The organism is Devosia soli, assembly GCF_000970455.1.
In the GTDB taxonomy this organism is placed as follows: Bacteria; Pseudomonadota; Alphaproteobacteria; order Rhizobiales; family Devosiaceae; genus Devosia; species Devosia soli.
The window spans coordinates 601,813-623,335 of record NZ_LAJG01000005.1; the positions used below are offsets into that span (position 1 = coordinate 601,813).

The following is a 21,523-nucleotide window of genomic DNA, read 5'->3' on the forward strand; positions in this document are numbered from 1 at the left end:
GGGCGACTATTCTATGCGTGCATTGTTTTCCTATGGGCTCGCGCTGCTCATTCTTCTGGGAGCCGGTGCGTGGCTTTCGACCGGAACACTCGTCATGGGCGGGAATGGTCCGGGAAAGGGCGAAAAGCCGATCATCTCGGTCATCGAGGGCGAGGACCATGGTCCGGTCGCAACGGCATTGGCCGATGCCGGCGTTTTGGCCGAACACCATGAACCCGAAACCGATCCGGCACTGACGATCGCCCAGCGCAACGAAGAAACAACAGGGGCGAATGCCCCAATGCCGGATGTGCGGACGCAGACTTTCACTGCGCAGCCGATGCCCATCGAAGTGCCGCTGCGTGGCCGCACCCAGGCCAAATCGAGTGTCACCGCCGTCGCCGAAACCGCCGGCACGGTTGATGTCGTGCATGTCACCAAGGGTCAGCGGGTCAATGTGGGTGATGCCCTCTGCACGCTCGACCAGGGCACACGCGCTGCTGCCGTCGCCCAGGCGCAGGCTGCTGTCGATCAGGCCAATGCCGCGCTCGCCCAGGCGCAGCTGAACTTTGATACCAATGCCGACCTGCGCCAGCGCGGTCTGGCCGCCGCCAACACGGCCAATGCTGCCGAAGTGGCACTTGCCCAGGCCAAGGCCGGCGTGAGCCAGGCTGCCGCCGGGCTTGACAATGCCCAGGCCGAACTCGATCGCACCGAAATCACCGCCAAGGTGGCCGGGCTCGTGCAAGACCCTGTCGCGACGGCGGGCTCGATGCTGAATGCTGGCGGAGCGTGCGCCACCATCGTCCAGCTCGACCCGATGGTCTTTGCCGGCATGGTGCCGGAAAAACATATCGGGCTTGCCAAGATCGGGCTTGAGGCAAAGATCACGACGGTGACGGGCCAGAGCGTCGAGGGTAAGGTGACCTATATCGCCTCACAGGCCGACAATGCGACCCGCTCCTTTCCGGTCGAAATCGAAATTCCGAACCCCGACTTTGCCATCAAGGACGGCGTGACGGCGGAAGCCAAGGTCAATCTCGGCGCTGCGCCCGGCCATCTGCTGCCCCAGTCGGTGCTGACGCTCGACGATGAAGGTACACTGGGCGTGCGCACGGTGGAAAATGGCGTTGTCGCCTTCCACGCTGTCACCATCGTCAGCGACACGCGCGAAGGCGTGTGGGTAACGGGCCTGCCGGTGACCGCCGACGTGATCACCGTCGGCCAGGAAAGTGTGACTGCCGGACAGGCCGTGAAGGCCAGCCCCGCGACTGCGACTGCCCCTTCTGAACCCGTAGCCGGCTAAGGACGCACCCCATGCTCGATTTCATCGAAAAAATCCTGAGGATGCCCAGGGTCGTCCTCACCGTCATGGTGATCGTCCTGACGGCTGGTACGGCGGCCTACCTTTCCATGCCCAAGGAAAGTTTCCCGGCTATCGACGTGCCCTATCTCTACGTGTCGATCAGCCAGACCGGTGTTTCGCCGCGCGACGCGGAAAACCTGTTGGCCAAGCCGGCCGAAGAAGAACTGGCGAACCTGCCGGGGCTGCAGAACATCTCGTCGACCTCGACCACCGGCCATGCTTCGGTGCTGCTCGAATTCGACATCAACACCGACAAGGACCAGGCGCTGCAGGACACGCGCGCCAAGATGGACGCCGTCAAGGCCAAGCTGCCTGCCGATGCCGATGACCCCACCGTCAGCGAAGTCGACTTCATCGGCCCGATCATGTCGGTCGCCGTCTATGGCACCGCGCCGGAAAAGGAACTGACACGCCGCGCCGAAGAGCTGCAGGACGCGCTCGAAGCGCTGGGCGATGTGCGCGAAGTCAAGTTGTCGGGCTCGCGCAAGGAACAGCTTGAAGTCCGCATCGACCTCTTGCGTCTTGAAGCCTATGGGCTCACCGCAAGCCAGTTGCTCGATGCGCTCTCGCGCAACAACATGGTCGTGCCCGGCGGTACGCTCAACACCGGACAGGGCTCGTTCAATATCGAAGTGCCGGGCCTGATCAGCAATGCGCAGGACGTCTACGACCTGCCGATCAAGACCGATGGCAACACGGTCGTGACCTTCGGCGATGTCGCGACCATTACCCGGACGCTGGCCGACGCCACCGAATATACTCAGGTCAATGGCTCGCCGGCGCAGATCCTGGGCGTTTCCAAGAAAATCGGCACCAACATTATCGACGTGTCGACCAAGGTTCGGCAGACGACCGAGGAACTGGCCAAGAGCTGGCCAAACGGGGTGAGCTACAGTTTCTTCCTTGACCAGGCAGAGACAACCACCAACCTCTTCCGGTCGCTCGAAGCTGCCGTTCTGACCGCCGTCGCACTGGTGCTGATCACCTGTATCGCAACGCTGGGTGTTCGCCCCGCGCTGATGATCGGCCTATCGATCCCGCTCTCGTTCATGATGGCGTTTCTCGTTGCCGAAATGCTCGGGATGACCATCAATATGATGGTGATGTTCGGGCTCGTCATCGCCGTCGGGGTGCTCGTCGACGATCCTGTTGTGGTCGTCGAATATGCCGAGCGAAAGCTGCAGGAGGGCGTGCCGAAGCGCGAGGCCTTTATCATGGCCATGCGCAAGATGTTCGTGCCGGTGGTGGGCGCCACCGCAACGACGCTGGGCGCTTTCATTCCGCTCCTATTCTGGCCGGGCATCATCGGCAAGTTCATGAGCTACCTGCCGATGATCGTGATCATCGTCATGATCGCATCGTTCATCTCGGCGCTGATCTTCATGCCGGTGATCGGTTCGGTGATCGCCTCGACCCATGTCGATCCGGTGGCGAAAGCCAAGGCCGATATCGTCATGTATCCGGACAAATTCGACACCAAGAAGGTGTCGGGCATTACCGGGTTCTATGTTCGGGCGATGGAGAAGCTGATCTCCTGGCCCATACCGACGCTAGCCGTGGGGTTCGGCATTATCGTGGCGATCTTTGTCGCCTATTCGATGAACCCGACAGGATCGGAAGCCTTCCCGGCCTCGGAACCGGAATATGCAACAGTGGCCGTTGTCGGTCGTGGCAATTATTCTCCCGAGGAGGTCCGCGATATGCTGATCGAGGTCGAGGACCAGCTCTTGCAGGTGCAAGGCATCCAGGACGTGATCATGCAGTTCGGCACGACAGGCGCCTTTGGCACCATGCCGCCCGACACGATCGGCAATTTCCAGCTGCAGCTCGTCAACTGGAACCATCGCGTCAAGGCAGAGCAGATCTTTGGCGAAATCCGCCAGCGCGTTGCCGGTATTGCCGGGCTCGATATCCAGGTTCTGGCGGCGGAAAATGGTCCGCCGGCGGGCAAAGACCTGAACATGCGGGTCGAGAGCAAGAACTATGACGACCTCCTGCCCGTCGTGACTGCGATCCGCGATCATCTGGCCACCTGGCCCGAAGTGGTCGACGCCGAAGACGGCCGCCCCTCCCCCGGCATCGACTGGCAGATCACGGTCGATCGTGCCGAGGCGGGCAAATATGGGATCGGCGTGCGTGAGCTCGTGCCTTATGTGCAGCTGATCACCAATGGCGTGAAGCTCGGCACATATCGCGACGAAGAAGGCGACGAGCTCGATATCCGCGTTCGCCTGCCCAAGGACGAGCGCACCTTTGACGCGCTCGACTCCATGCGGATTGCGACGGCGAACGGGATGATCCCGGTCTCCAACTTCATCAACCGCACCCCTGTGCCCAAGGTCGCCAATATCGAGAGGCGCAACCAGGTCTATGTGATGAACGTGGCTGCGGGCCTGCAAAACCTGCCCGAAGGCGTCTTTGCGGCCGATAAGGTCGCGGAGTTGCAGAAGTGGATCGGCGAGCAGAACTTCCCCGAAAGCGTCAATGTCGCCTTCGGCGGCGCGGAAGAGCAGATGGGCGATGCCAATGCCTTCATCGTTTCGGCGATGGGCATGGCCATGGCGCTGATCTTCTTCATCCTGCTGCTCGAATATAACAGCTTCTACCAGGTGATGGTGACGCTCTCGACCGTCATCATGTCAGTGGCCGGCGTGCTCTTGGGCATGCTCGCGACAGGCATGAGCTTTTCGGCGATCATGACGGGCCTTGGCATCGTGGCGCTGGCGGGCATTGTGGTGAAGAACGGCATCGTGCTGATCGACACCTATAATGACTACAACCGCCATCAGCATGTGGAGCCGGTCAAGGCTATGCTGCTGACGGTCAGCCAGCGTGTGCGCCCGGTGTTGCTGACCGCGTTCCTGACCGCACTCGGGGTTATCCCGATGTGGGCCAATGTCGAGTTCGACTTCATCCGCCGCGAAATCGTGGTGGGTGGGCTTGCAGGATCGTGGTTCATCCACCTGTCGGCCGCGCTGGTTTCGGGGCTCTTTTTCTCGACGGCGCTCACGCTGGTCATGGTACCGGTGATGGTGACGGCCCCAAGCGTGATCTGGCGCCAGATGAAGGGCACCGCTAGCTGGATCGGGAGCTTCCGCCGTAAACCGGCGATGGCCACTCCGGCAGGCTTTGACGGCATGGCGGTCGAGATTCCGCCCGATGCCGATGGAGCACGGCGCTACATCGTCTCCAAGGAAGCCGGCCTCGGCGATAAGGACGAGCGCCGCGACGCTGCGGAATAGGTTTGACGACAGAGAGGAAAAGGCCCGCAACGATGCGGGCCTTTTTTCTTAGCGGGTACGCAGCGTCTGCTCGCATTGCTTTATTGCTCAGTAGCTTGATTTAGCCGGCCACGAACTCATGCATCCGCCAGTTGTCGCCATCGACTTGAATGTCGCGAGTGGTTGGGGCCCGAGCCGAGAGGACTTTGCGCCAGAAGAGTTGGGCGGCGGTGTTGGCGTGGGGGACGGCGATGTGCCACTGGCCGGGGTGAGCAGCGAGGGCTTGCGTGACGGAGGAGCGGCCAGTGCCGCTTTGACGATAGGCTTTCAGGACGAAAAATTCGGCCATGAACCAGCAAGGAGCGCGCCCGGTCAGTGGACATTCATCAACAACGAGAGCGAAGCCGGCGATCTCGTTGTTGCTCATGATGAGATAGGGGAAACGCCAGAAGCGGTCGAGGAAGTCGTATTGGTAAAGCCCGTCCTTGCCGATCGGGAACGGCATGGAGGCGGTCATGTCGTGGAGGTAGAGCTGGATCAGATTTGCGATGACCGGCTTTTGGTCGGGCCGCGCGGGGTTGAGGTGGATTGCCATGGCGGGAGGTTAGGCGGAGTGGGATGTCGGGGTAAGGGGCTTGTTTTACAATCGACCCGGTCCTTTGAAAGCAAACCCCTTATGCTCCCTTCGAGCCCCTTCTCCCACCAGGGGAGAAGGGGACGCCGGTGGTTGGCGATGTAGAGCGCCCCGCCCCAAACTACTCTGCTGCCGGCGCGCCGCGTTTGACGAAGCCGTCGGGGTCTTCGCGGGTGCGAGCCAGGGCTTCTTCGGCTTCGGTGGCTTCGCGCTGGCGGCTCCACATCTGGGCGTAGAGGCCGTTCTGGGCGAGGAGATCGGCGTGATTGCCGCGTTCGGCAACGCGGCCTTCGCGGAGGACCAGGATTTCGTCGGCGTTGATCACGGTCGAGAGACGGTGAGCGATAACGACGCTGGTGCGATTGCGCGAGACTTCGTCGAGGGCCGCCTGGATATCGCGTTCGGTCTTGGTATCGAGGGCGGAGGTTGCTTCATCGAGGATGAGGATCGAGGGGGCTTTCAGGATCGTGCGAGCGATGGCAACGCGTTGCTTTTCGCCGCCGGAAAGCTTTAGGCCACGCTCGCCAACCGGGGTTTCATAGCCCTTGGGCAGGCTTTCGATGAAGGGGCCGACCTGGGCCATGCGGGCGGCGGCGTGGATGTCTGCTTCCGAGGCGCCGGGGCGGCCATATTCGATATTGTAGCCGATGGTGTCGTTGAAGAGCACCGTGTCCTGCGGGACCATGCCTATGGTCGAGCGGAGACTTTCCTGCGTCACGTCGCGAAGATCCTGGCCATCGATGGTGATGCGGCCGCCAGTGACGTCATAAAAGCGATAGAGGAGACGCGAGATCGTCGACTTGCCGGCGCCGGTGGGGCCCACAATGGCGACGGTCTTGCCGGCCGGGACTTCAAAGCTGACGCCTTTGAGGATCGGGCGATCGGGATCATAGTGGAAAGAAACGTCTTCGAAGCGGATGACGGGGCCGGTCACCTTGAGCGGGGCGGCATCGGGCTTGTCGACAATTTCCGGATCCCTATCGAGGAGCTTGAACATCTCTTCGATATCGGTGAGGCCCTGACGGAGCTCGCGGTAAACGAAACCGATGAAATTAAGCGGGCGATAAATCTGCATCAGGAAGGTGTTGAGCAGGACAAAATCGCCGAGCGTCAGGCGGCCGGCCATGACGCCATTGATCGACATGATCGAAATGATCAGGAAACCGCCATAGAAGATAACCGCCTGGCCGAAGTTGAGCCAGCCGAGCGAGGTCCAGATGCGGATGGCCGAGCGTTCATAGCTCGCCATGGCGTCGTCATAGCGCTCGGCTTCCATCTTCTCGTTGGCGAAGTATTTGACCGTTTCATAATTGAGGAGGCTGTCGATCGCCTTGCCATTGGCGTCCGTGTCGGAATTGTTCATGTCCCGGCGGATCGAGATACGCCAGTTGGACGCCTTGATGGTGAAATAGAGATAGGCCCAGATCATCACCACCAGGACGCCAAGATAGCTGACGCCGAAGAGCCAGACGAAAATGATGGCGACGACGATGAACTCGACGATGGTGGGCGCGATATTGAGCATGGCGAAACGGACGACCGTTTCGATGCCCTTTACGCCGCGCTCGATGACGCGGGAGAGGCCGCCGGTGCGCCGCGCGAGATGGAAGCGCAGCGAGAGGCGGTGCATGTGATGAAAAGTCTGGAGCGCGAGTTTTCGAACCGCATGCTGGCCGACGCCGGCAAAGAGCACGTCGCGCAATTGCTGGAAGCCGGCGTCAAAAACGTTGCCGAGCACATAGGCGACGACGAGCACGATCGGGACCGCGAGGCCCATGATCAACTGGCTATCGGCGTCCGTACCATCGAGGCTGTCGATGATGCCCTTATAGGCAAAGGGCACGAGCGTAGTCGCGACCTTGCTGAGGAGGAGAGCGCCGATGGCGAGCACGACCTGCAGCTTCAGATCGGGCCGGCCATCGGGCCACATATAGGGCCAGAGATTGCGAACGGTAGAAAATACCGAGCCTTCGTCCGCGTTAACGGACGGCTTCTTTTCATTGGGATTGTTAGCCATTAGGCCGGTTCCGCTTCCTTATGGGGGGCTCGGAGATTGAGACCTTCAATCAAACCGCCGAAGGCGGTGCCGAGTTCAGCCAATCGATCCTGCCGGATCATGTAGCGATTGCGGGTACCATGGGGCTTGCGCTCGATCAGCCCGGCATCGAGCAGCACTTTTATGTGCTGGGAGACGGTGGACTGGGCAAGCGGCAGGGATTCGGTGACATCGCCACAGCAACATTCGCGCTGCTGCTGGCTCGCGAGGAACCGCAGGATGCTGAGCCGAACCGGATGGCCAAGGGCTCTCATGATGTTGGCAATGTCGTCGTCGTGCATGGGGCTGGCAGATTTGATCGGTGAATGGCGATGAACATGGTGAGGATTGACGGCAAGGTCAATCCCCGGGGTACGGTGCGGCGGAGATAAAGGTGGTTTTGGGCAGGGATGAGCGAGCGAGGCGGATTACACGCCCCCTTCCGGTCTTTCCATCAGCTGGAAAATCTGGAGGGATAAGCTCGCTGTCCGCACCAAACGAAAATGGCGCCCGGAGGCGCCATTTTTTATTGAGGGAGGCTGAAGACCTGGCCTGGATAGATGCGATCGGGGTCGCGGATCTGGCCGGCATTGGCCTCATAGATGGTCGTATATTTCATGCCCTCGCCATAAACGCGGCGGGCAATGGTCCAAAGATTGTCGCCGCGGCGGATAATGGCCTTGCCAGAGGCAAAGCGCTGGGCATCGGGACCGCCGACGGATACGGCGACCATGGTGGGGACGGCCGGTTCGGCGGCAGGCTGTGGCTGCGCAGGTGCCGGCACTTCGCTAGGTTCTGGTGTTGCGGGCGGGGCAGATGGTTCGCTCGGCTCGGTGGCTGGAATCTCAGCCTCAGCGACCGGGGCTGGGGCATCGGCGGCGGCCTGGGTAGTCGTTTCCGCCGGCGGATTGGCTGCGGGCGAGGAAGGCTTTGGCGCGGTCACGGCGGGCGAGGTTGAGCTAGGCTCCGCTGGCGCTAGCTGTTCGGCAGGCACGGCATCGTTGCTGGCAACTGCAGTCTCACTGCCCTCGCCTGCCGGCACGTCGACGACGAAATCGACTTCGACCCGGGCGAGAACGTCGGACGATCCAGGGCCGAGAAGGTCAGCGCGAACGCGCTGGCTTGGCGCAGCGAGAACCGCGCCGGCCTCGACCAGCCAGCGGCCACCTTCAATCGTGGTATCGGCGATGAAGGTATCATCGACATAAAGCCGAACCACGCCGCCGTCGGGACCACCGCCAGCAAAGAAGGTGCGATCGCCTTCGATTTCGATGGCATCGATGGTCGGCGGGATATCGGCAAGCTGCTGAGCTTCGACCGGTGCCGGCGTGGGCTCTACAGCGGGCGCTGCGGCAACGGTGGTTTCTTGCGGAGCGGCAGGCTCGGTGGCCGGCGCTGCAGGAGACGCCGTTTCAGTCGATGGAGCTGGCGCGGCTTCGGGGGCCGGAACTGGCTGCGCCGGCTGATTGGTCCCGGCAATTGATTGGCTGGGCGTCGGCGTGGCCGGGCTAGCCGGCGTTGGCGACGGCGCTGTTTCCGGTGACGGCATGGCCGGAACCGTAGCCGGCGGCGTGGCCAGAGCGGACGGTTGCTCGGCGGGTGCAGGCGTGGTTGGCGCCTCTGCCGATGGCACGGGCGCTGCTGTCGCGGTGGTGGGCGGCGTCGGCGTTGCGGCCGGCGCTGCCGGTGCCGGCGCTGGGGTGACGGGAGCCGTTTGCTCGGCAGTCGCAACCTGGGTCGGCGCGGACGGCGCCGGACGGTCCAAGCCTTGCAAGACTTCGCTCGCCTGGCCGGGAACGCTGGCGACGACGAGCGGCTGGCTGGTCTTGTCGTCATTGATGACAACGACAAAGGATTGCTCGGACTGTGCTTCCTTGCCGCGCTCGGCCAGGGTGATCTCTACGCCGCCGGGCGGCAGAGGCGCATCAGGCACGAGCACCCAGTCTCCGCTATTTTCGACGGTGGCGCTGCCCAGCAGTGCGCCATTGGAAAAAACTTCGACCTCGCTGCCCGGCGTGCCGCTGCCGGCGATGACCACCGAGCCGTCGGGTTCGGCGCGTAGCAGCCCGAAGGTTGCAGCAACGACCTTATCGGCTGCGCCTGCTTCAGGCTCTGCCGGCGGCGTGACGTCGAGTGCGGGCGGCGTCAGAGCGGTGTCAGCCTCGGCGGGCGCTTCCGGAGCGGGTGTCGGCGTTGCGGCTGGCGCTTCGACGGCGGCGACTTCAGTGGTCGTTTCGTTGGGGAAGAGACCGGCTTCGGCAAACTTGCCGCGGATGCACTGGCCCATGCCATCCGGGCTATTGAAGCAGGTGACGACCGTGGGGGCGGAAAATACGGCAGCAATGACGAAGATAGTGACGGCCGCAGCTCCAATCGTCAGAGCAAGAGGTCGTTTCGGTGCGGTCTCGGCCAGTTTACCCTCCCGGGCGTGTTCATCCGGCAGCTTTCTGGGCCAGCCGTGCGGTCGTCGATACTGCGGACGACTGCGAGGCTTCAGTCTTGAGCAGCTTGTATGTGATTGATTCATACAGAGCTTCAAACGAGGCATCAATGATGTTGGAAGAAACACCGATCGTCGTCCAGCGCTCGCCTGTGCTGTCCTTGCTTTCAACCAGTACACGGGTGACCGCGCCCGTGCCGCCGTCCAGGATACGGACCTTGAAATCAACGAGTTCGAGGTCTTCGATGCGCGAAGAATAAATGCCGAGATCTTTGCGCAGCGCCTGATCGAGCGCGTTGACGGGACCGTTGCCTTCGGCGACGGACATCAGCAATTCGCCCTGGACGCGGACCTTTACAACGGCTTCGGTGACGGTGATTTCTTCGCCCTGCGCATTGTGGCGGCGCTCGACCATGGCGCGGTAATGCTCGACATCGAAGAAGCTCGGCAGCGTGCCGAGCACAGAGCGGGCAAGGACGGCAAAGGAGGCATCGGCGCCGTCATAAGAATAGCCGCGCGCTTCGCGTTGCTTGACGGTGGCGAGGAGCTTTTCGAGGCGTTGATCGTCCTTTTCGAGCGTGATGTCGTGGCGCGCGAGGGCCGTCAGAAGGTTGGATTTTCCCGCCTGCTGGGAGACCATGATGGCGCGCTCATTGCCAACGCTTTCGGGCGGGACGTGCTCATAGGTCGAAAAATCCTTGAGGAGCGCCGAAGCATGGATGCCGGCTTTCGTTGCAAAAGCGGAGGCGCCAACATAGGGCGCCTGTCTTGCTGGCGCACGGTTCAGGCGATCGTCGAAGGCGCGGGAGATGTGAGTGAGGCGTTCGAGGTGGGCGGGGGTGATGCCGGTTTCGAAGCGCTCGGCGTAATAAGGTTTTAAAACGAGCGTTGGGATCAGGGTGATCAGATTGGCATTGCCGCAGCGCTCGCCGAGGCCGTTGAGCGTGCCTTGAACCTGGCGCACGCCAGCCTCCACCGCCGCGAGGGCATTGGCGACGGCTTGGCCGGTATCGTCATGGGGATGGATGCCGAGCTTGTCGCCGGGCGCGAACTTTAGGACCGTGCCGACGATTCCGCGGATTTCGGCGGGCATGGTGCCGCCATTGGTGTCGCAGAGGACCACCCAGCGGGCGCCGGCATCGAGGGCCGTGGTGACGCAGGAGAGTGCGTATTCCGGATTGGCTTTAAAGCCGTCGAAGAAGTGTTCAAGATCGATGAGTACTTCCTTGCCGGCGGAGGCGGCGGTGCGCACCGTGTCGGCGAGGCCTTCGAGATGCTCGTCGGTGGTGGAGCCGAGGGCGAGTTCGACCTGATAATCCCAAGCCTTCGCGACAAAGCAGGTAGCGGCGGCGGCGGAATTGACCAAGGCTTGGACACCGGGGTCATTGGCAGCCGAGCGCCCTGTCCTTTTAGTCATGCCGAAGGCGGTAAATGTGGCCTTCTTGGTGCGCTTTTGTTCGAAAAAGGCCGTATCGACCGGATTGGCGCCCGGATAGCCGCCTTCGATATAGTCGACGCCGAGCTCTTCCAGGAGACCAATAATGGCGACCTTGTCCTCGAGCGAGAATTCCACGCCGGCCGTCTGCGCGCCATCGCGAAGGGTCGTGTCGAAAAGGTAGAGGCGATCTCGGGACATTTTTGGTCTCTGGTGTTTTTAGGCTTTTGGTGGCCAGGTGGCCGTGTCGTGGTCGGGGTGTTGGTGGTTGGAGGTTGCGATTGCGGCAGCACTTTCGGGCGCGCGTTCCTCGATGGGCGCAACATCGGGCAAATGGCCGAGATCATTGACCCAGGAAATGCGGCTATTGGTGCCGTGCTGATCCTCGGGCGGAAAGGCTTCGGGGTGATCGAGCGAGCCGATGGAAACGCTCATCCAGGTACCGCCGACATGGGCAAAGCTCAGTGGTGTGCCACAATCGCGACAAAAGCCACGCTCTACGGGCTCGGAAGAGCGGAAGAGAGCGATTGTGCCGCGTGTCACTTCAAAGGTGTCAAGCGGGCCGCCGACCAGCGGCGCGTAGAAGGCGCCGAATGCCTTTTGGCACATGCGGCAGTGGCAGATATGGGCGCCCCGCGGCTTTGCGGTGAAGCGATAGCGCACGGCGCCGCATTGGCAGCCGCCGGACCAGGTTTCAGTCATTTCGGCTCTTCCTTCGGCGGCCAATCGGCGGTGTCGTGGTCGGGGTGCTGGTTGGAGTGGATACCGGACAGAAAATCCCGCCATTCGTCGCTGACTTCGTTGCGAACCGGAAGGCTGGTCAGCGTATCGAAAAACGGCAGTTTGTCGTGCGGATTGACCTGGATTTCGGGTGCCGCGACGGTAGGGTCGTCGAATGCGCCGATGGCGAGTTCGAGGCCGAAGCGGGTTTCATAGGCGAGCGGGGTGCCGCACTCGCCGCAGAAAGCGCGGCGAGCAGCGTTGGAGCTCTGGAACCATTTCGGTTCGCCACGGGTCCAAGTCGCGTTGTGGGCGGTGACCAGCGGACCGAAGAAGCCACCAAATGCCTTCTGGCACATGCGGCAATGGCAGATCGAGGGACGGCCGAGGCGCGTGACGCGGAAACGCACCGCGCCACACTGACAGCCACCGGTATGGGCCTCACCGGGGGGCATGACAGACCATCTCGATGTTGTTGCCGTCCGGATCGAAAACGAAGGCGGCATAGTAGTTTTCGCTATAGTGCGGACGAAGGCCGGGGCCGCCATTGTCGCGGCCGCCAGCAGCCATGGCGGCGGCATAGAAGGCATCGACGGCAGCGCGGGTTTCGGCGACGAAGGCATAATGGCGGCCGGGGCCGGTGTCCTTGGCTTCGGTCAGCCAGAAATCGGGATGGCCTTTGCCATAGCCACCGACCTTGACGCCGCCAGTGAACTGCTCGGGAACTTCTGCAAGCATCGTGTAGCCGAGGGGGGCGAAGGCAGCGTCGTAGAAAGCGCGGGATTTGGTCCAGTCTGCGACGAGAATTCCGACGTGATCAAGCATTGGGGAGGCTCCTTTGGTGAGGAGGGCACGAAGACGGGTGGGTGGTGACAGGCGGTGTCAGCATGGCGGCGAAACACACAATCACCGCTTCACTTCCCACTTGGTCGCCCGCTGGCCATTCTCATCCTTGTAGTCGAGCAAGGCCACGCCCTGCTCTGCCAGTTCGTTGCGGATGGCGTCGGCCTTCGCAAAATCCTTGGCGTTGAGGGCGGCTAGGCGCTCGGCTATGGCGTTGGCGATGTGGGCCGGGGCTTCCCAGCCGTCATTAGAGTCGAGAAGGCTATCGAGGGTGAAGCCGAGGAATTTGAGGGTGGCGGCGAGGCAATGTTTGGCGTTGCCTTCTTCCCGGTTGGCTTTCTTGGCGATGAAGTCGAGAGCCACGCTGGCGCGATGGAAGTTGAGGTCGTCGGCCAGTTCAGCAATCACCGAGGAGTCGGGCTCGTCGCCCTCAGACAGAACCGCGCCGCGGGCGGCACGCTGCCAGTCGCGGAGCTTAGCTTCGGCTTCTTCGAGGCGTTTGACCGTGAAGTCGATGGGCTCGCGATAGTGCGTCATCAGCATGGCGAGGCGCAGGACTTCGCCGATCCAGGCGCGGCCGCCCATGGCGCCGGTTTCGAGGAGTTCATTGATGGTGACGAAATTCCCCAGGCTCTTGGACATTTTCTGTCCTTCGACCTGGAGGAAGCCATTATGCATCCAGACATTGGCCATGGCGTGGGTGCCGTGGGCGCAACGGGATTGGGCGATTTCATTTTCGTGGTGCGGGAAGATCAGATCGAGCCCGCCGCCATGAATGTCGAAGGTTTTGCCGAGATAACGCTCGGACATGGCGGAGCATTCGATATGCCAGCCGGGGCGGCCGCGGCCCCATGGGCTGTCCCAGCCGGGTTCGTTTTCGGAAGACAGCTTCCAGAGGACGAAATCGGCCGGGTCTTCCTTGTGCGCATCGACGGCGACGCGGGCGCCGGCAAGATTGTCCTCGAGATTGCGGCCCGAAAGCTGGCCATAATCTTCCATCGAGCGGGTGCGGAAAAGCACCTCGCCATTGGCGTTATAGGCGTGGTTCTTGTCGATCAGCGCGGAGATGAGGGTTTGCATCCCGGCGATGTTTTCCGTTGCGCGGGGCTGGTGTGTGGGCGGCAGCGTACCCAGAGCCTTCACGTCGGCCAAGAACTGGCTCTCGGTTTTTTCGGTGACTTTTCGGATGGCGTCGTTGAGCGGCAGGTCCGGAAAATCGCGCAGGGCGCGGGCGTTGATCTTATCGTCGACGTCGGTGATGTTGCGCACATAGGTTACATGGCTCTCGCCATAAACGTGGCGCAGGAGGCGGAACAGCACGTCGAAGACGATGACGGGCCGGGCATTGCCGATATGGGCAAAGTCATAGACCGTGGGACCGCAGACATACATGCGCACATTGCTCGCATCCATGGGCTCGAAAGGCGCCTTGGTGCGGGTGAGCGTGTTGTAGAGGCTGATCTGCGGCTTTGCCGTGGTCATCAAGAGGTCCCTATTGGCCAGACAGTACTGTGCTCTGGCGTGAGCCTCTATCTTCCGGAAATTTTGGATGAAGAAGACTGCTCCGCCAACGCTTGGGTTAGCAGGTAATAATGCAGACGATAATGGTGCACTTGGTCTTCATGACGGTAAGATTGGCCGGGCGGGCCAAATAAATCAAGAGACAAAAGAAAAGAGGGCGGCCCGAAGGCCGCCCATTTCGCTTTGGAGGCGAACATCATCCAGGGAGGATGATCTTTTTGGAGATTTCTGCCCCTGTTCGTGGACAGCTCCGAAACTGTCGAGGCCCAGGCCACGCGACCGATCAAAACGAACGGCCGGAGACGCGGAAGGCCTACCACTCCACAGATGAGAGTGGCACGCCGAGGTGGCATGCCCAATGTCAACACGGGAATGTGACCGGATCAGGTTCGCGACGCGAGGGCGACCACAGTTTGCTGGATATCGCCAAAAACCGACCGGCCACCGGCCAAAGCCGCCATGCGAAGACGATCGCCCGGCTTGAGAAACGGCGTGCGCGCCTTGCCGAACTTGACCTTTTCGGCGGTCCTTGCCTCGGCAATGCAGGCAAAGCCGATACCATCTTCGCGAATAGGCAGGGTCTCATCGTGATGATTGGCGATGGTGCCGGAGCCGATGATGGTGCCGGCGCCGAGCTGGCGGGTGCGCGCGGCTTCGACGATGAGATCGATGAAATCGAAATGCACGTCGACGCCGGCATTGGGCCGGCCATAGAGGGTGCCGTTGACCTCGACGCGAACCGGCAGATGGAGGCGATTGTCGCGCCAGTGCTCGCCGAGGCTATCGGGCGTGACGACGACCGGGGCAAAGGCCGTGGACGGTTTGGAATGGAAAAAACCGAAGCCATTTTGCAGATCATCGGCCACCAGGCGGCGCAGAGACACGTCATTGCAAATGGTTACGAGGCGGATGGCGGCGGCCGCCTGGGCACGGCTGGGGCGCATGGGCACGTGCCCGATGATAATGGCGACTTCCACCTCGAAATCGAGCGCCAAATCTTCGTCCGGAATGAGGATGGGGTCGGACGCTGCCGATAAAGAATCGGACCCACCCTGGTAAAGCAGGGGGCGGATCGACTGCAGCTCGGCGTCCTTGCTGCCCTTGAGCGAGCGCACGCGTTCAAGGTGGCTCATATAGCCCGAGCCATCGATCCACTGGAACGCGCGAGGGAGCGGGGCGAGCGCGGCAGAAGGTTCGAAGGTCTGGCCGGCGATGGCGCCCTTGTCGAGATCCTTCGATAATTCGGCAAGGGCGGGCTTGAGCCGATCCCAATCATCGAGCGCCGCCTGCAGGGTCGGGGCGATCCTTCCGGCGGAAACGAAGCGAGTCAGATCGCTCGAAACGACCACCAATTGCCCATCGGGCCGGCTCGCGCGCAGCGTGGCAAGTTTCATAGGCCGACGATCTCCCTCATGGTGTTGCCCGGTCGCGCTATGGAACGAGGCTTTGATTGCTATATTGTTGCCATGCGCCCTGACGATGTCTTAAGGCGACAGACGGCCACAGGTTGCGGCCGACGAACAGGACCGATTCGTGATATCTAAATTTAACGGCCTCCGCGTGCCTATCTTGCTGCTTTTGGCAGCATTGATGTTTTCGCTCGATGCGCAAGCGGTCTATGCGCAATCGACACAATGCCGCCAGCTTGAAAATGCGCTCCGGCAATTCAACCGCAATGGCGACTTCAGCCAGATGCAGGACAATTCCGGCGCGGCGCGTCAATTGCAGCGCGATGTGCAGAATGCGGAAAGCCAGTATATCCGGGAAGGCTGCAACGATGCGGCCAAGGCCGGGCAACAGCTGACACCGCAATGCCAGCAGATCGCGCGCGTGGTGCTTCGCCTGCGCGACGACTATGCCAAGGTGTCCCAATCGGTCGATACCGGCAATGCCGTGGCGCAGCAGCGCGAGGCTATCCTCCAGGAAATGGCGCGCTTCGGCTGCAATGCCGGCTCGAACGCCAATTTCAGCCAGGATCGGCAGTCGGTGTTCGATCGTGTCTTCGGCTCGACGTCCGAAGGCGATTTCACCAATGGCGATTTCATCGACGGTGGCGACTACTGGGGAAACCAGGGCTACAGTACCGTCCGCACGGTGTGTGTGCGTCTTTCTGACGGATACTTCTGGCCGATCAGCTATTCAACGCTGCCCGAATATGTCGGCAACGACGCGATGCAATGTCAGGCCGAATGCCCCAACACGGCGGTCGATCTCTATTTCTATGACAATCCCGGACAAGAGCCCGAGCAGATGCGAAACATGTCGGGGTCGCCCTATACGTCGCTGCCGACGGCATTTGCCTATCGCAATCAGTTCGATCGGTCGGCCAGCTGCAAGGTTGCGCCGCAGTCGAATGGCGCGATTAAGATGACGGCCAGCGCCGATGGGGCAAGCCGGGCGACGCTCGATATCAATGGCATGAGCATTCCCCTGCCCATCCGCGATCCGCGCGGCATCGCGCCTGTCCAGGCGGCAGAGCCGGTTCAGGCTGTTGCGACCGTTGCGCTGGTCGATGTTCCCCTGCCCCGCCCCCGGCCGACCGGCCCTGGAGAGGTCGCGGCGCGGCCCACGGCGGCTCAGACGACGGAAGCGGCACTGCGGATCGTCAAGTTCGGCGACAAAACCGTCAGGGTAGTCGGTCCAGACACGCCTTACGCCCAAGCAGGACAAGCAGGCTCTTAAGCTCGGGGCCATCGTGGCGGCCGGTGAGCGCCATGCGTAGCGGCAGAAAGAGCGCCTTGCCTTTGCGGCCGGTGGCGCCTTTGAGGGCGTTTGTCCAGGTGGACCAGGTGGTTTCGTCCCATGGCTCAGCCGGCAGCATGGCTTTGGCGAGGGCGAGGAATTCGCGATCTTCCTCGGCAATGACCGGTTCGATGGGCCCGGTTACGAGCTTCGACCACTCGGCAATATCTTGAAAACGCACGAGATTTTCGCGCAATAGGTTCCAGATCGCTTCGCCTTCGAGGCCCATGGACGAGAGGCGCGGGAAGGCTTCTTCGTAGGGCATGGCATGGAGAAGGCGGGCGTTGAGGCTATCGAGTTCGACCGGGTCGAAGCGGGCCGCGCCGTGCGAAATCATCGAGAAATCGAGTTTTTCAGCGATCGCATCGAGGTTTTTATAGGGCTCAATGGGTAAGCTTGTGCCGGTTAACGTTGCCATTACGGCAACCGCGAGCGGCTCATAACCCTCATTCCGGAAATCGGAGATGGACTGAGAGCCGAGGCGCTTGGAAAAGCCCTGCCCCGCCGCGTCGGTGAGCAGATTGTGGTGGGCAAATGTGGGAACCGCACCGCCGAGCGCTTCGATGATCTCGATCTGGGTACCAGTGTTGGAGACGTGATCCTCGCCGCGGATGACGTGGGTCACTTCAAGATCGATGTCATCGACGACGGAGGGCAGCGTATAGAGATAGGAACCATCGGCGCGGATCAGCACGGGATCGGACATCGAAGCGGTGTTGACCGTCTGCGGACCCTTGATGAGATCGTTGAAATGGACCGGGCGTCCATCGAGTTTGAAGCGCCAGTGGGGCTTTCTGCCTTCGGCTTCGTAAGCGGCCTTCTGTTCGTCGGTCAGGCCAAGCGCGGCGCGATCATAGATCGGGGGCTTGCCGAGGAGACGGGCGCGGGCGCGCTTGCGATCGAGTTCGTCTTCAGTTTCGTAAGCCGGGTAGAGGCGGCCGGAGGCGATGAGCTTGTCGCGCGCGGCGTCATAAAGCGCGGTGCGTTCGGACTGGCGGACGAGAAGATCGGGTGTGACGCCGAGCCAGGCGAGATCGACCTCGATGCCATCAGCAAATTCGCGGGTCGAGCGCGCGAGATCCGTGTCGTCCATGCGCAGAATGTAGCGACCGCCGGTGCGGCGGGCGAAGAACCAGTTGAGCAGCGCCGGTCGGGCATTGCCGAGATGGATGCGGCCCGTGGGAGACGGGGCCCAGCGAACAACGGTCATCCTACGGTCTGGTCCTTATAGCCATTGGTGATGGGATATTTGCGGCCAAGGCCGAAGGCGCGCGGCGTCAGCTTCGGGCCGGGTGCAGACTGGCGGCGCTTGTGTTCGGCGATATTGAGGAGACGCTCGATGCGCTTGACCAGCGCCGGCTCGTGTCCGCGCTCGACGACTTGGCCAAGGCTCATCTCGTTTTCGACAATCGAGCGCAGGATATCATCGAGCACCGGATAGGGCGGCAGGCTGTCCTGATCCTTCTGATCGGGACGGAGTTCGGCGCTGGGAGCCTTATCGATGATGGACTGCGGAATGACTTCGCCGCCGGGGCCCAAGCAATCGCCGGGCATATGCTTGTTGCGCCAATCGGCCAGGGCATAGACGTCCATCTTGAACATGTCCTTGAGCGGATTATAGCCGCCGTTCATGTCGCCATAGATAGTGGCGTAGCCGACGCCCATTTCGCTCTTGTTGCCTGTGGTCAGCAGCATGGAGCCCAATTTGTTGGAAACGGCCATCAGGATGGTGCCGCGCATACGCGACTGGATGTTTTCTTCGGCAAGATCGGGGGGACGATTATTGAAAATGGGCTGGAGTTCGCGGAGCGCGCCGTCGACGGGATCACCGATGGCGACGACATCGTAGCGAACGCCGAGGCGGGCAGCGCAATCCTTGGCATCGCGAAGGCTGTCTTCCGAGGTATAGCGATAGGGCAGCATGATGCAATGGACTTTTTCGGGTCCGAAAGCATCGACGGCTATGGCGGCGACGACGGCGCTGTCGATGCCGCCTGAAAGGCCGAGGACGACGTGCTCGAAACCGTTTTTATGAACGTAATCGCGAAGACCCAGAACGGCGGCGCGCCATGGCGCTTCGTCCGTCGATGGCAGGGTTTCGACCCGGCCTTCCGTACAGGTCCAGCCATCGTCACCGCGCTGCCAATCGGAGAGGATGAAATCGCTCTCGAAACTCTTGCCCTGAATGACGAGGCGATCGCCCGGCTCTATGGCGAAGGAGGCGCCATCGAATACCAGCTCATCCTGACCGCCGACCTGGTTGAGATAGAGCAAGGGCACGCCATGGTCGGTCGCGTGCTTGCGGACCAGCTCCTTGCGGATGTGCTGCTTGTCGGTCCAATAGGGCGAGCCATTGGGGCAAAGGAGGATTTCGGCGCCTTCGCGCACGAGATGTTCGCAGACCCAGGGGTGCCAGATGTCCTCGCAGATCGGGATGCCGACCGAGACGCCCTTGATCGTTACCGGCATGGGCAAAGGACCAGGGGCGAAATAGCGTTTCTCGAAAAAGACGTCGGTATTCGGCAGTTCGCGCTTGAGGCGCAAGGCGAGGATTTCACCTCGCTCAGCGACGACTACGGCATTATGGAGACCCGTCTGGTCCTGCCAGATGGTAGGCAGGATGAGGACGACGTCACTGTTTCGCGTTTCGGCAACGAGCGCGCGCGCCGCATGCATGGCATCGGCGACAAATTGCGACTTGAACAGCAGATCGTCCGGAAAATAGCCGGTGAGGAAAAGCTCGGAGAGCAGCAGAATATCGGCGTTGGCGGCGGCGGCATCGGATAGTGCCTGAAGCGCCAGGGCGAGGTTGCCTTCCAGATCCCCCACCTTTGGGTTGAGCTGGGCGAGCGCTATTCTGAGCTGGTCGGTCACGGAAATTGCCTGATCGAAAGGGGCGAACCGCCCGGCCCGCGGCCGAACGCGGGCAAGACTTAGCCTCTGGCCCTTTCGAGAGCAAGCGCGGCCATGGCTTAGAAGCTGCCGGCAATCTCAAGCAGGGCGCCGTAGCGCAGCATGGAGAATGGGTTGTTGTCTACGATATAGGTTTGACGTGCAACGGAAGGCGTCGTTGAGGGCGGTGTCGGCTGAATGACGCGAACCTCGTCCCATGTCGCATCATACTGACCAGTAAGGTACGACGCACGGCCGCCAACGCGGATGGCCAGGTTCTCAGTGGGCTTGAAGCCAACCATCAGCTTGCCGCTTGCACCATAGCCGTGGCCGTTGATCTTCACGGACGAAGCCTGTGAATCATAAGGCCCAACGGACGAGGCCTGGACCGCGCCATAGGTGCCGTTGACCCAGGAATAGGGAATGGCTGTTGCTTCACCCGAAATGTCGAACCCGCCCATATCGACTTGTGCACCAAGGCCGAGCTTGAAGGAATGGATGTCGAAATTGTTTATTTCGCTGTCAAAGCCGCTGAGCTGGTAATCGACACCATTGAAGGCGGTGCCACCGGTGGCGAAACTGGCGCGCCCGGTATCGGGGGAGTCGTTGCTGTATAAATATCCGGTTACTAGGCCGAAGCCCGCATTTTCAGTGCCGAGGGGCAACCATCCAAAGTCGAGGCCGACATAACCGAGACGCGCTGCGGGAAGCGCGGTAGAGGGACCGCCGTTGACGGAGTATGATCCTTCATGGGCGATGCCATAACCACCGAAGGCTTCGACATAAGAGCGCGTCTCATGGTCAAGGACACGGCCGAAGGCTTCCCCGACGTGAGACTTGCTATCGATCGTTTCGCGGTAGGCACCGACCGAATGCTTTTGCTGGCCGATCGAATACCAGTAACGGACGCCCAGTTCTATGCGAAGCGGGTCGGTTTCTTCCGGTTGCCACTCTTCGGGATAAGACGGCCGCAGATCACCAAAGTAATCAGCAGATATTGCGGGATGCGCGACGGCAATCGACAGAATCGAGACGGCCCCGCGGACAAGACGCTTCATCACACACTCCCGATCACACTAAGGGTTGAAGATCGTGCTACGGTTGTGAATGATTAGGGTTAATGTTCCACTAAGTCGGTTTCGGCAAAATTGTGCCTTTAGTAACTTCCCTGACGCATGCTGAACTCAACGTTCGATACATGCCTCGTGTGCAACCGCATCCGATGTCAGGCGTTGGAACCGTTGAATCGAAGTGCATCCAAGAAGACAACTCATGTCGTGCCGCATCCTAATCGTTGAAGACGAGATATTCGTAGCCACCGAAATAGAGCAGATCGTATCGGAGATGGGCCATTCGCCCGTTGCGATCGCTGCAGACAAGAAAGCCGCTCTACGTCACGCAAGCGAGGCAGAGCTGGCGCTTGTCGACCTCAACCTGCGCGATGGCCCAACCGGCATCGAAATCGGAAAAATCCTGGCGCAGACCCACGGGGTGAGCGTCATCTTCCTCACCGCCAATCCCGGGCAGGTGGCAAGCGGCGTACCGGGTACGATCGGCGTGGTTTCCAAGCCCGTAACAGAACGCGACTTGCGCGAGATCGTTGAATTTGCCGCTGCGCGACGCGCTGAAGCCGATGCAAAGCCGCCGCGCCGGTTGCGGCTTTTCGACTGGTCCGGCGGCTCGCTCGCGACCTGA

Annotated in this window: 17 protein-coding genes; 4 read left to right on the forward strand and 13 right to left on the reverse strand. The window is 61.4% G+C overall.

Translation table 11 applies throughout. The annotated features are described in order from the left end of the window. Positions 1–13 precede the first annotated feature (13 nt). Both VW35_RS03685 and VW35_RS03690 read left to right on the forward strand, forming a co-directional pair. Complete coding sequence (locus VW35_RS03685; RefSeq protein WP_052951468.1) at positions 14–1,285, forward strand: efflux RND transporter periplasmic adaptor subunit; 1,272 nt, start codon at positions 14–16, stop codon at positions 1,283–1,285. Between the two features lie 11 nt (positions 1,286–1,296). Continuing rightward, entirely contained in the window at positions 1,297–4,587 is a 3,291-nt protein-coding gene (locus VW35_RS03690) for an efflux RND transporter permease subunit (RefSeq protein ID WP_052951469.1), read from the forward strand. 100 nt (positions 4,588–4,687) lie between these two features. Here VW35_RS03690 and VW35_RS03695 read toward each other — a convergent pair whose 3' ends face one another. The 10 genes from VW35_RS03695 to VW35_RS03740 form a co-directional block, all read right to left on the reverse strand. After that, complete coding sequence (locus tag VW35_RS03695) at positions 4,688–5,161, reverse strand: GNAT family N-acetyltransferase (protein ID WP_046141581.1); 474 nt, start codon at positions 5,159–5,161, stop codon at positions 4,688–4,690. A 160-nt stretch (positions 5,162–5,321) separates the two neighbouring features. Next, entirely contained in the window at positions 5,322–7,217 is a 1,896-nt protein-coding gene (locus VW35_RS03700) for an ABCB family ABC transporter ATP-binding protein/permease (RefSeq protein WP_046141582.1), read from the reverse strand. Then, entirely contained in the window at positions 7,217–7,537 is a 321-nt protein-coding gene (locus tag VW35_RS03705; RefSeq protein ID WP_083982382.1) for an ArsR/SmtB family transcription factor, read from the reverse strand. The genes VW35_RS03700 and VW35_RS03705 overlap by 1 nt, the downstream gene beginning before the upstream one ends. Before the next feature lie 224 nt (positions 7,538–7,761). Then, the gene (locus VW35_RS21900; RefSeq protein ID WP_052951470.1) at positions 7,762–9,522 is read right to left on the reverse strand and encodes a LysM peptidoglycan-binding domain-containing protein; all 1,761 of its coding nucleotides are present in this window, start codon (positions 9,520–9,522) and stop codon (positions 7,762–7,764) included. 145 nt (positions 9,523–9,667) lie between these two features. After that, positions 9,668–11,311: a citramalate synthase gene (cimA, locus tag VW35_RS03715; protein WP_046141583.1), complete on the reverse strand. Its 1,644-nt coding sequence runs from the start codon at positions 11,309–11,311 to the stop codon at positions 9,668–9,670. An 18-nt stretch (positions 11,312–11,329) separates the two neighbouring features. After that, positions 11,330–11,812, reverse strand: a complete 483-nt coding sequence (locus VW35_RS03720; RefSeq protein WP_046141584.1) for a GFA family protein — start codon at positions 11,810–11,812, stop codon at positions 11,330–11,332. Then, on the reverse strand, positions 11,809–12,285 hold the full coding sequence (locus tag VW35_RS03725) for a GFA family protein (protein ID WP_046141585.1): 477 nt from the start codon (positions 12,283–12,285) through the stop codon (positions 11,809–11,811). Before VW35_RS03725 ends, VW35_RS03720 begins: the two co-directional genes overlap by 4 nt. Then, entirely contained in the window at positions 12,272–12,655 is a 384-nt protein-coding gene (locus VW35_RS03730) for a VOC family protein (protein ID WP_046141586.1), read from the reverse strand. Before VW35_RS03730 ends, VW35_RS03725 begins: the two co-directional genes overlap by 14 nt. Positions 12,656–12,736: 81 nt before the next feature. Next, a complete protein-coding gene (gene cysS / locus VW35_RS03735) occupies positions 12,737–14,155 on the reverse strand; it encodes a cysteine--tRNA ligase (protein ID WP_046141587.1) in 1,419 nt (472 codons plus the stop codon). A 422-nt stretch (positions 14,156–14,577) separates the two neighbouring features. Next, a complete protein-coding gene (locus VW35_RS03740; protein WP_046141588.1) occupies positions 14,578–15,588 on the reverse strand; it encodes a fumarylacetoacetate hydrolase family protein in 1,011 nt (336 codons plus the stop codon). A 139-nt stretch (positions 15,589–15,727) separates the two neighbouring features. Between VW35_RS03740 and VW35_RS03745 the strand changes: the two genes are divergently transcribed. Continuing rightward, a complete protein-coding gene (locus tag VW35_RS03745; protein ID WP_152662463.1) occupies positions 15,728–16,876 on the forward strand; it encodes a DUF2865 domain-containing protein in 1,149 nt (382 codons plus the stop codon). Here the strand turns inward: VW35_RS03745 and gltX are convergent. The 3 genes from gltX to VW35_RS03760 form a co-directional block, all read right to left on the reverse strand. Continuing rightward, positions 16,821–18,146, reverse strand: a complete 1,326-nt coding sequence (gene gltX / locus VW35_RS03750; RefSeq protein WP_046141590.1) for a glutamate--tRNA ligase — start codon at positions 18,144–18,146, stop codon at positions 16,821–16,823. The two genes, VW35_RS03745 and gltX, sit on opposite strands and share 56 nt — an antisense overlap. Next, the gene (locus VW35_RS03755; RefSeq protein WP_083982385.1) at positions 18,143–19,810 is read right to left on the reverse strand and encodes an NAD+ synthase; all 1,668 of its coding nucleotides are present in this window, start codon (positions 19,808–19,810) and stop codon (positions 18,143–18,145) included. Before VW35_RS03755 ends, gltX begins: the two co-directional genes overlap by 4 nt. A 98-nt stretch (positions 19,811–19,908) precedes the next feature. After that, complete coding sequence (locus VW35_RS03760) at positions 19,909–20,886, reverse strand: hypothetical protein (RefSeq protein WP_046141592.1); 978 nt, start codon at positions 20,884–20,886, stop codon at positions 19,909–19,911. 214 nt (positions 20,887–21,100) lie between these two features. Here VW35_RS03760 and VW35_RS03765 point away from each other — a divergent pair, with 214 nt between their 5' ends. After that, positions 21,101–21,523: a response regulator gene (locus VW35_RS03765; RefSeq protein ID WP_046141593.1), complete on the forward strand. Its 423-nt coding sequence runs from the start codon at positions 21,101–21,103 to the stop codon at positions 21,521–21,523.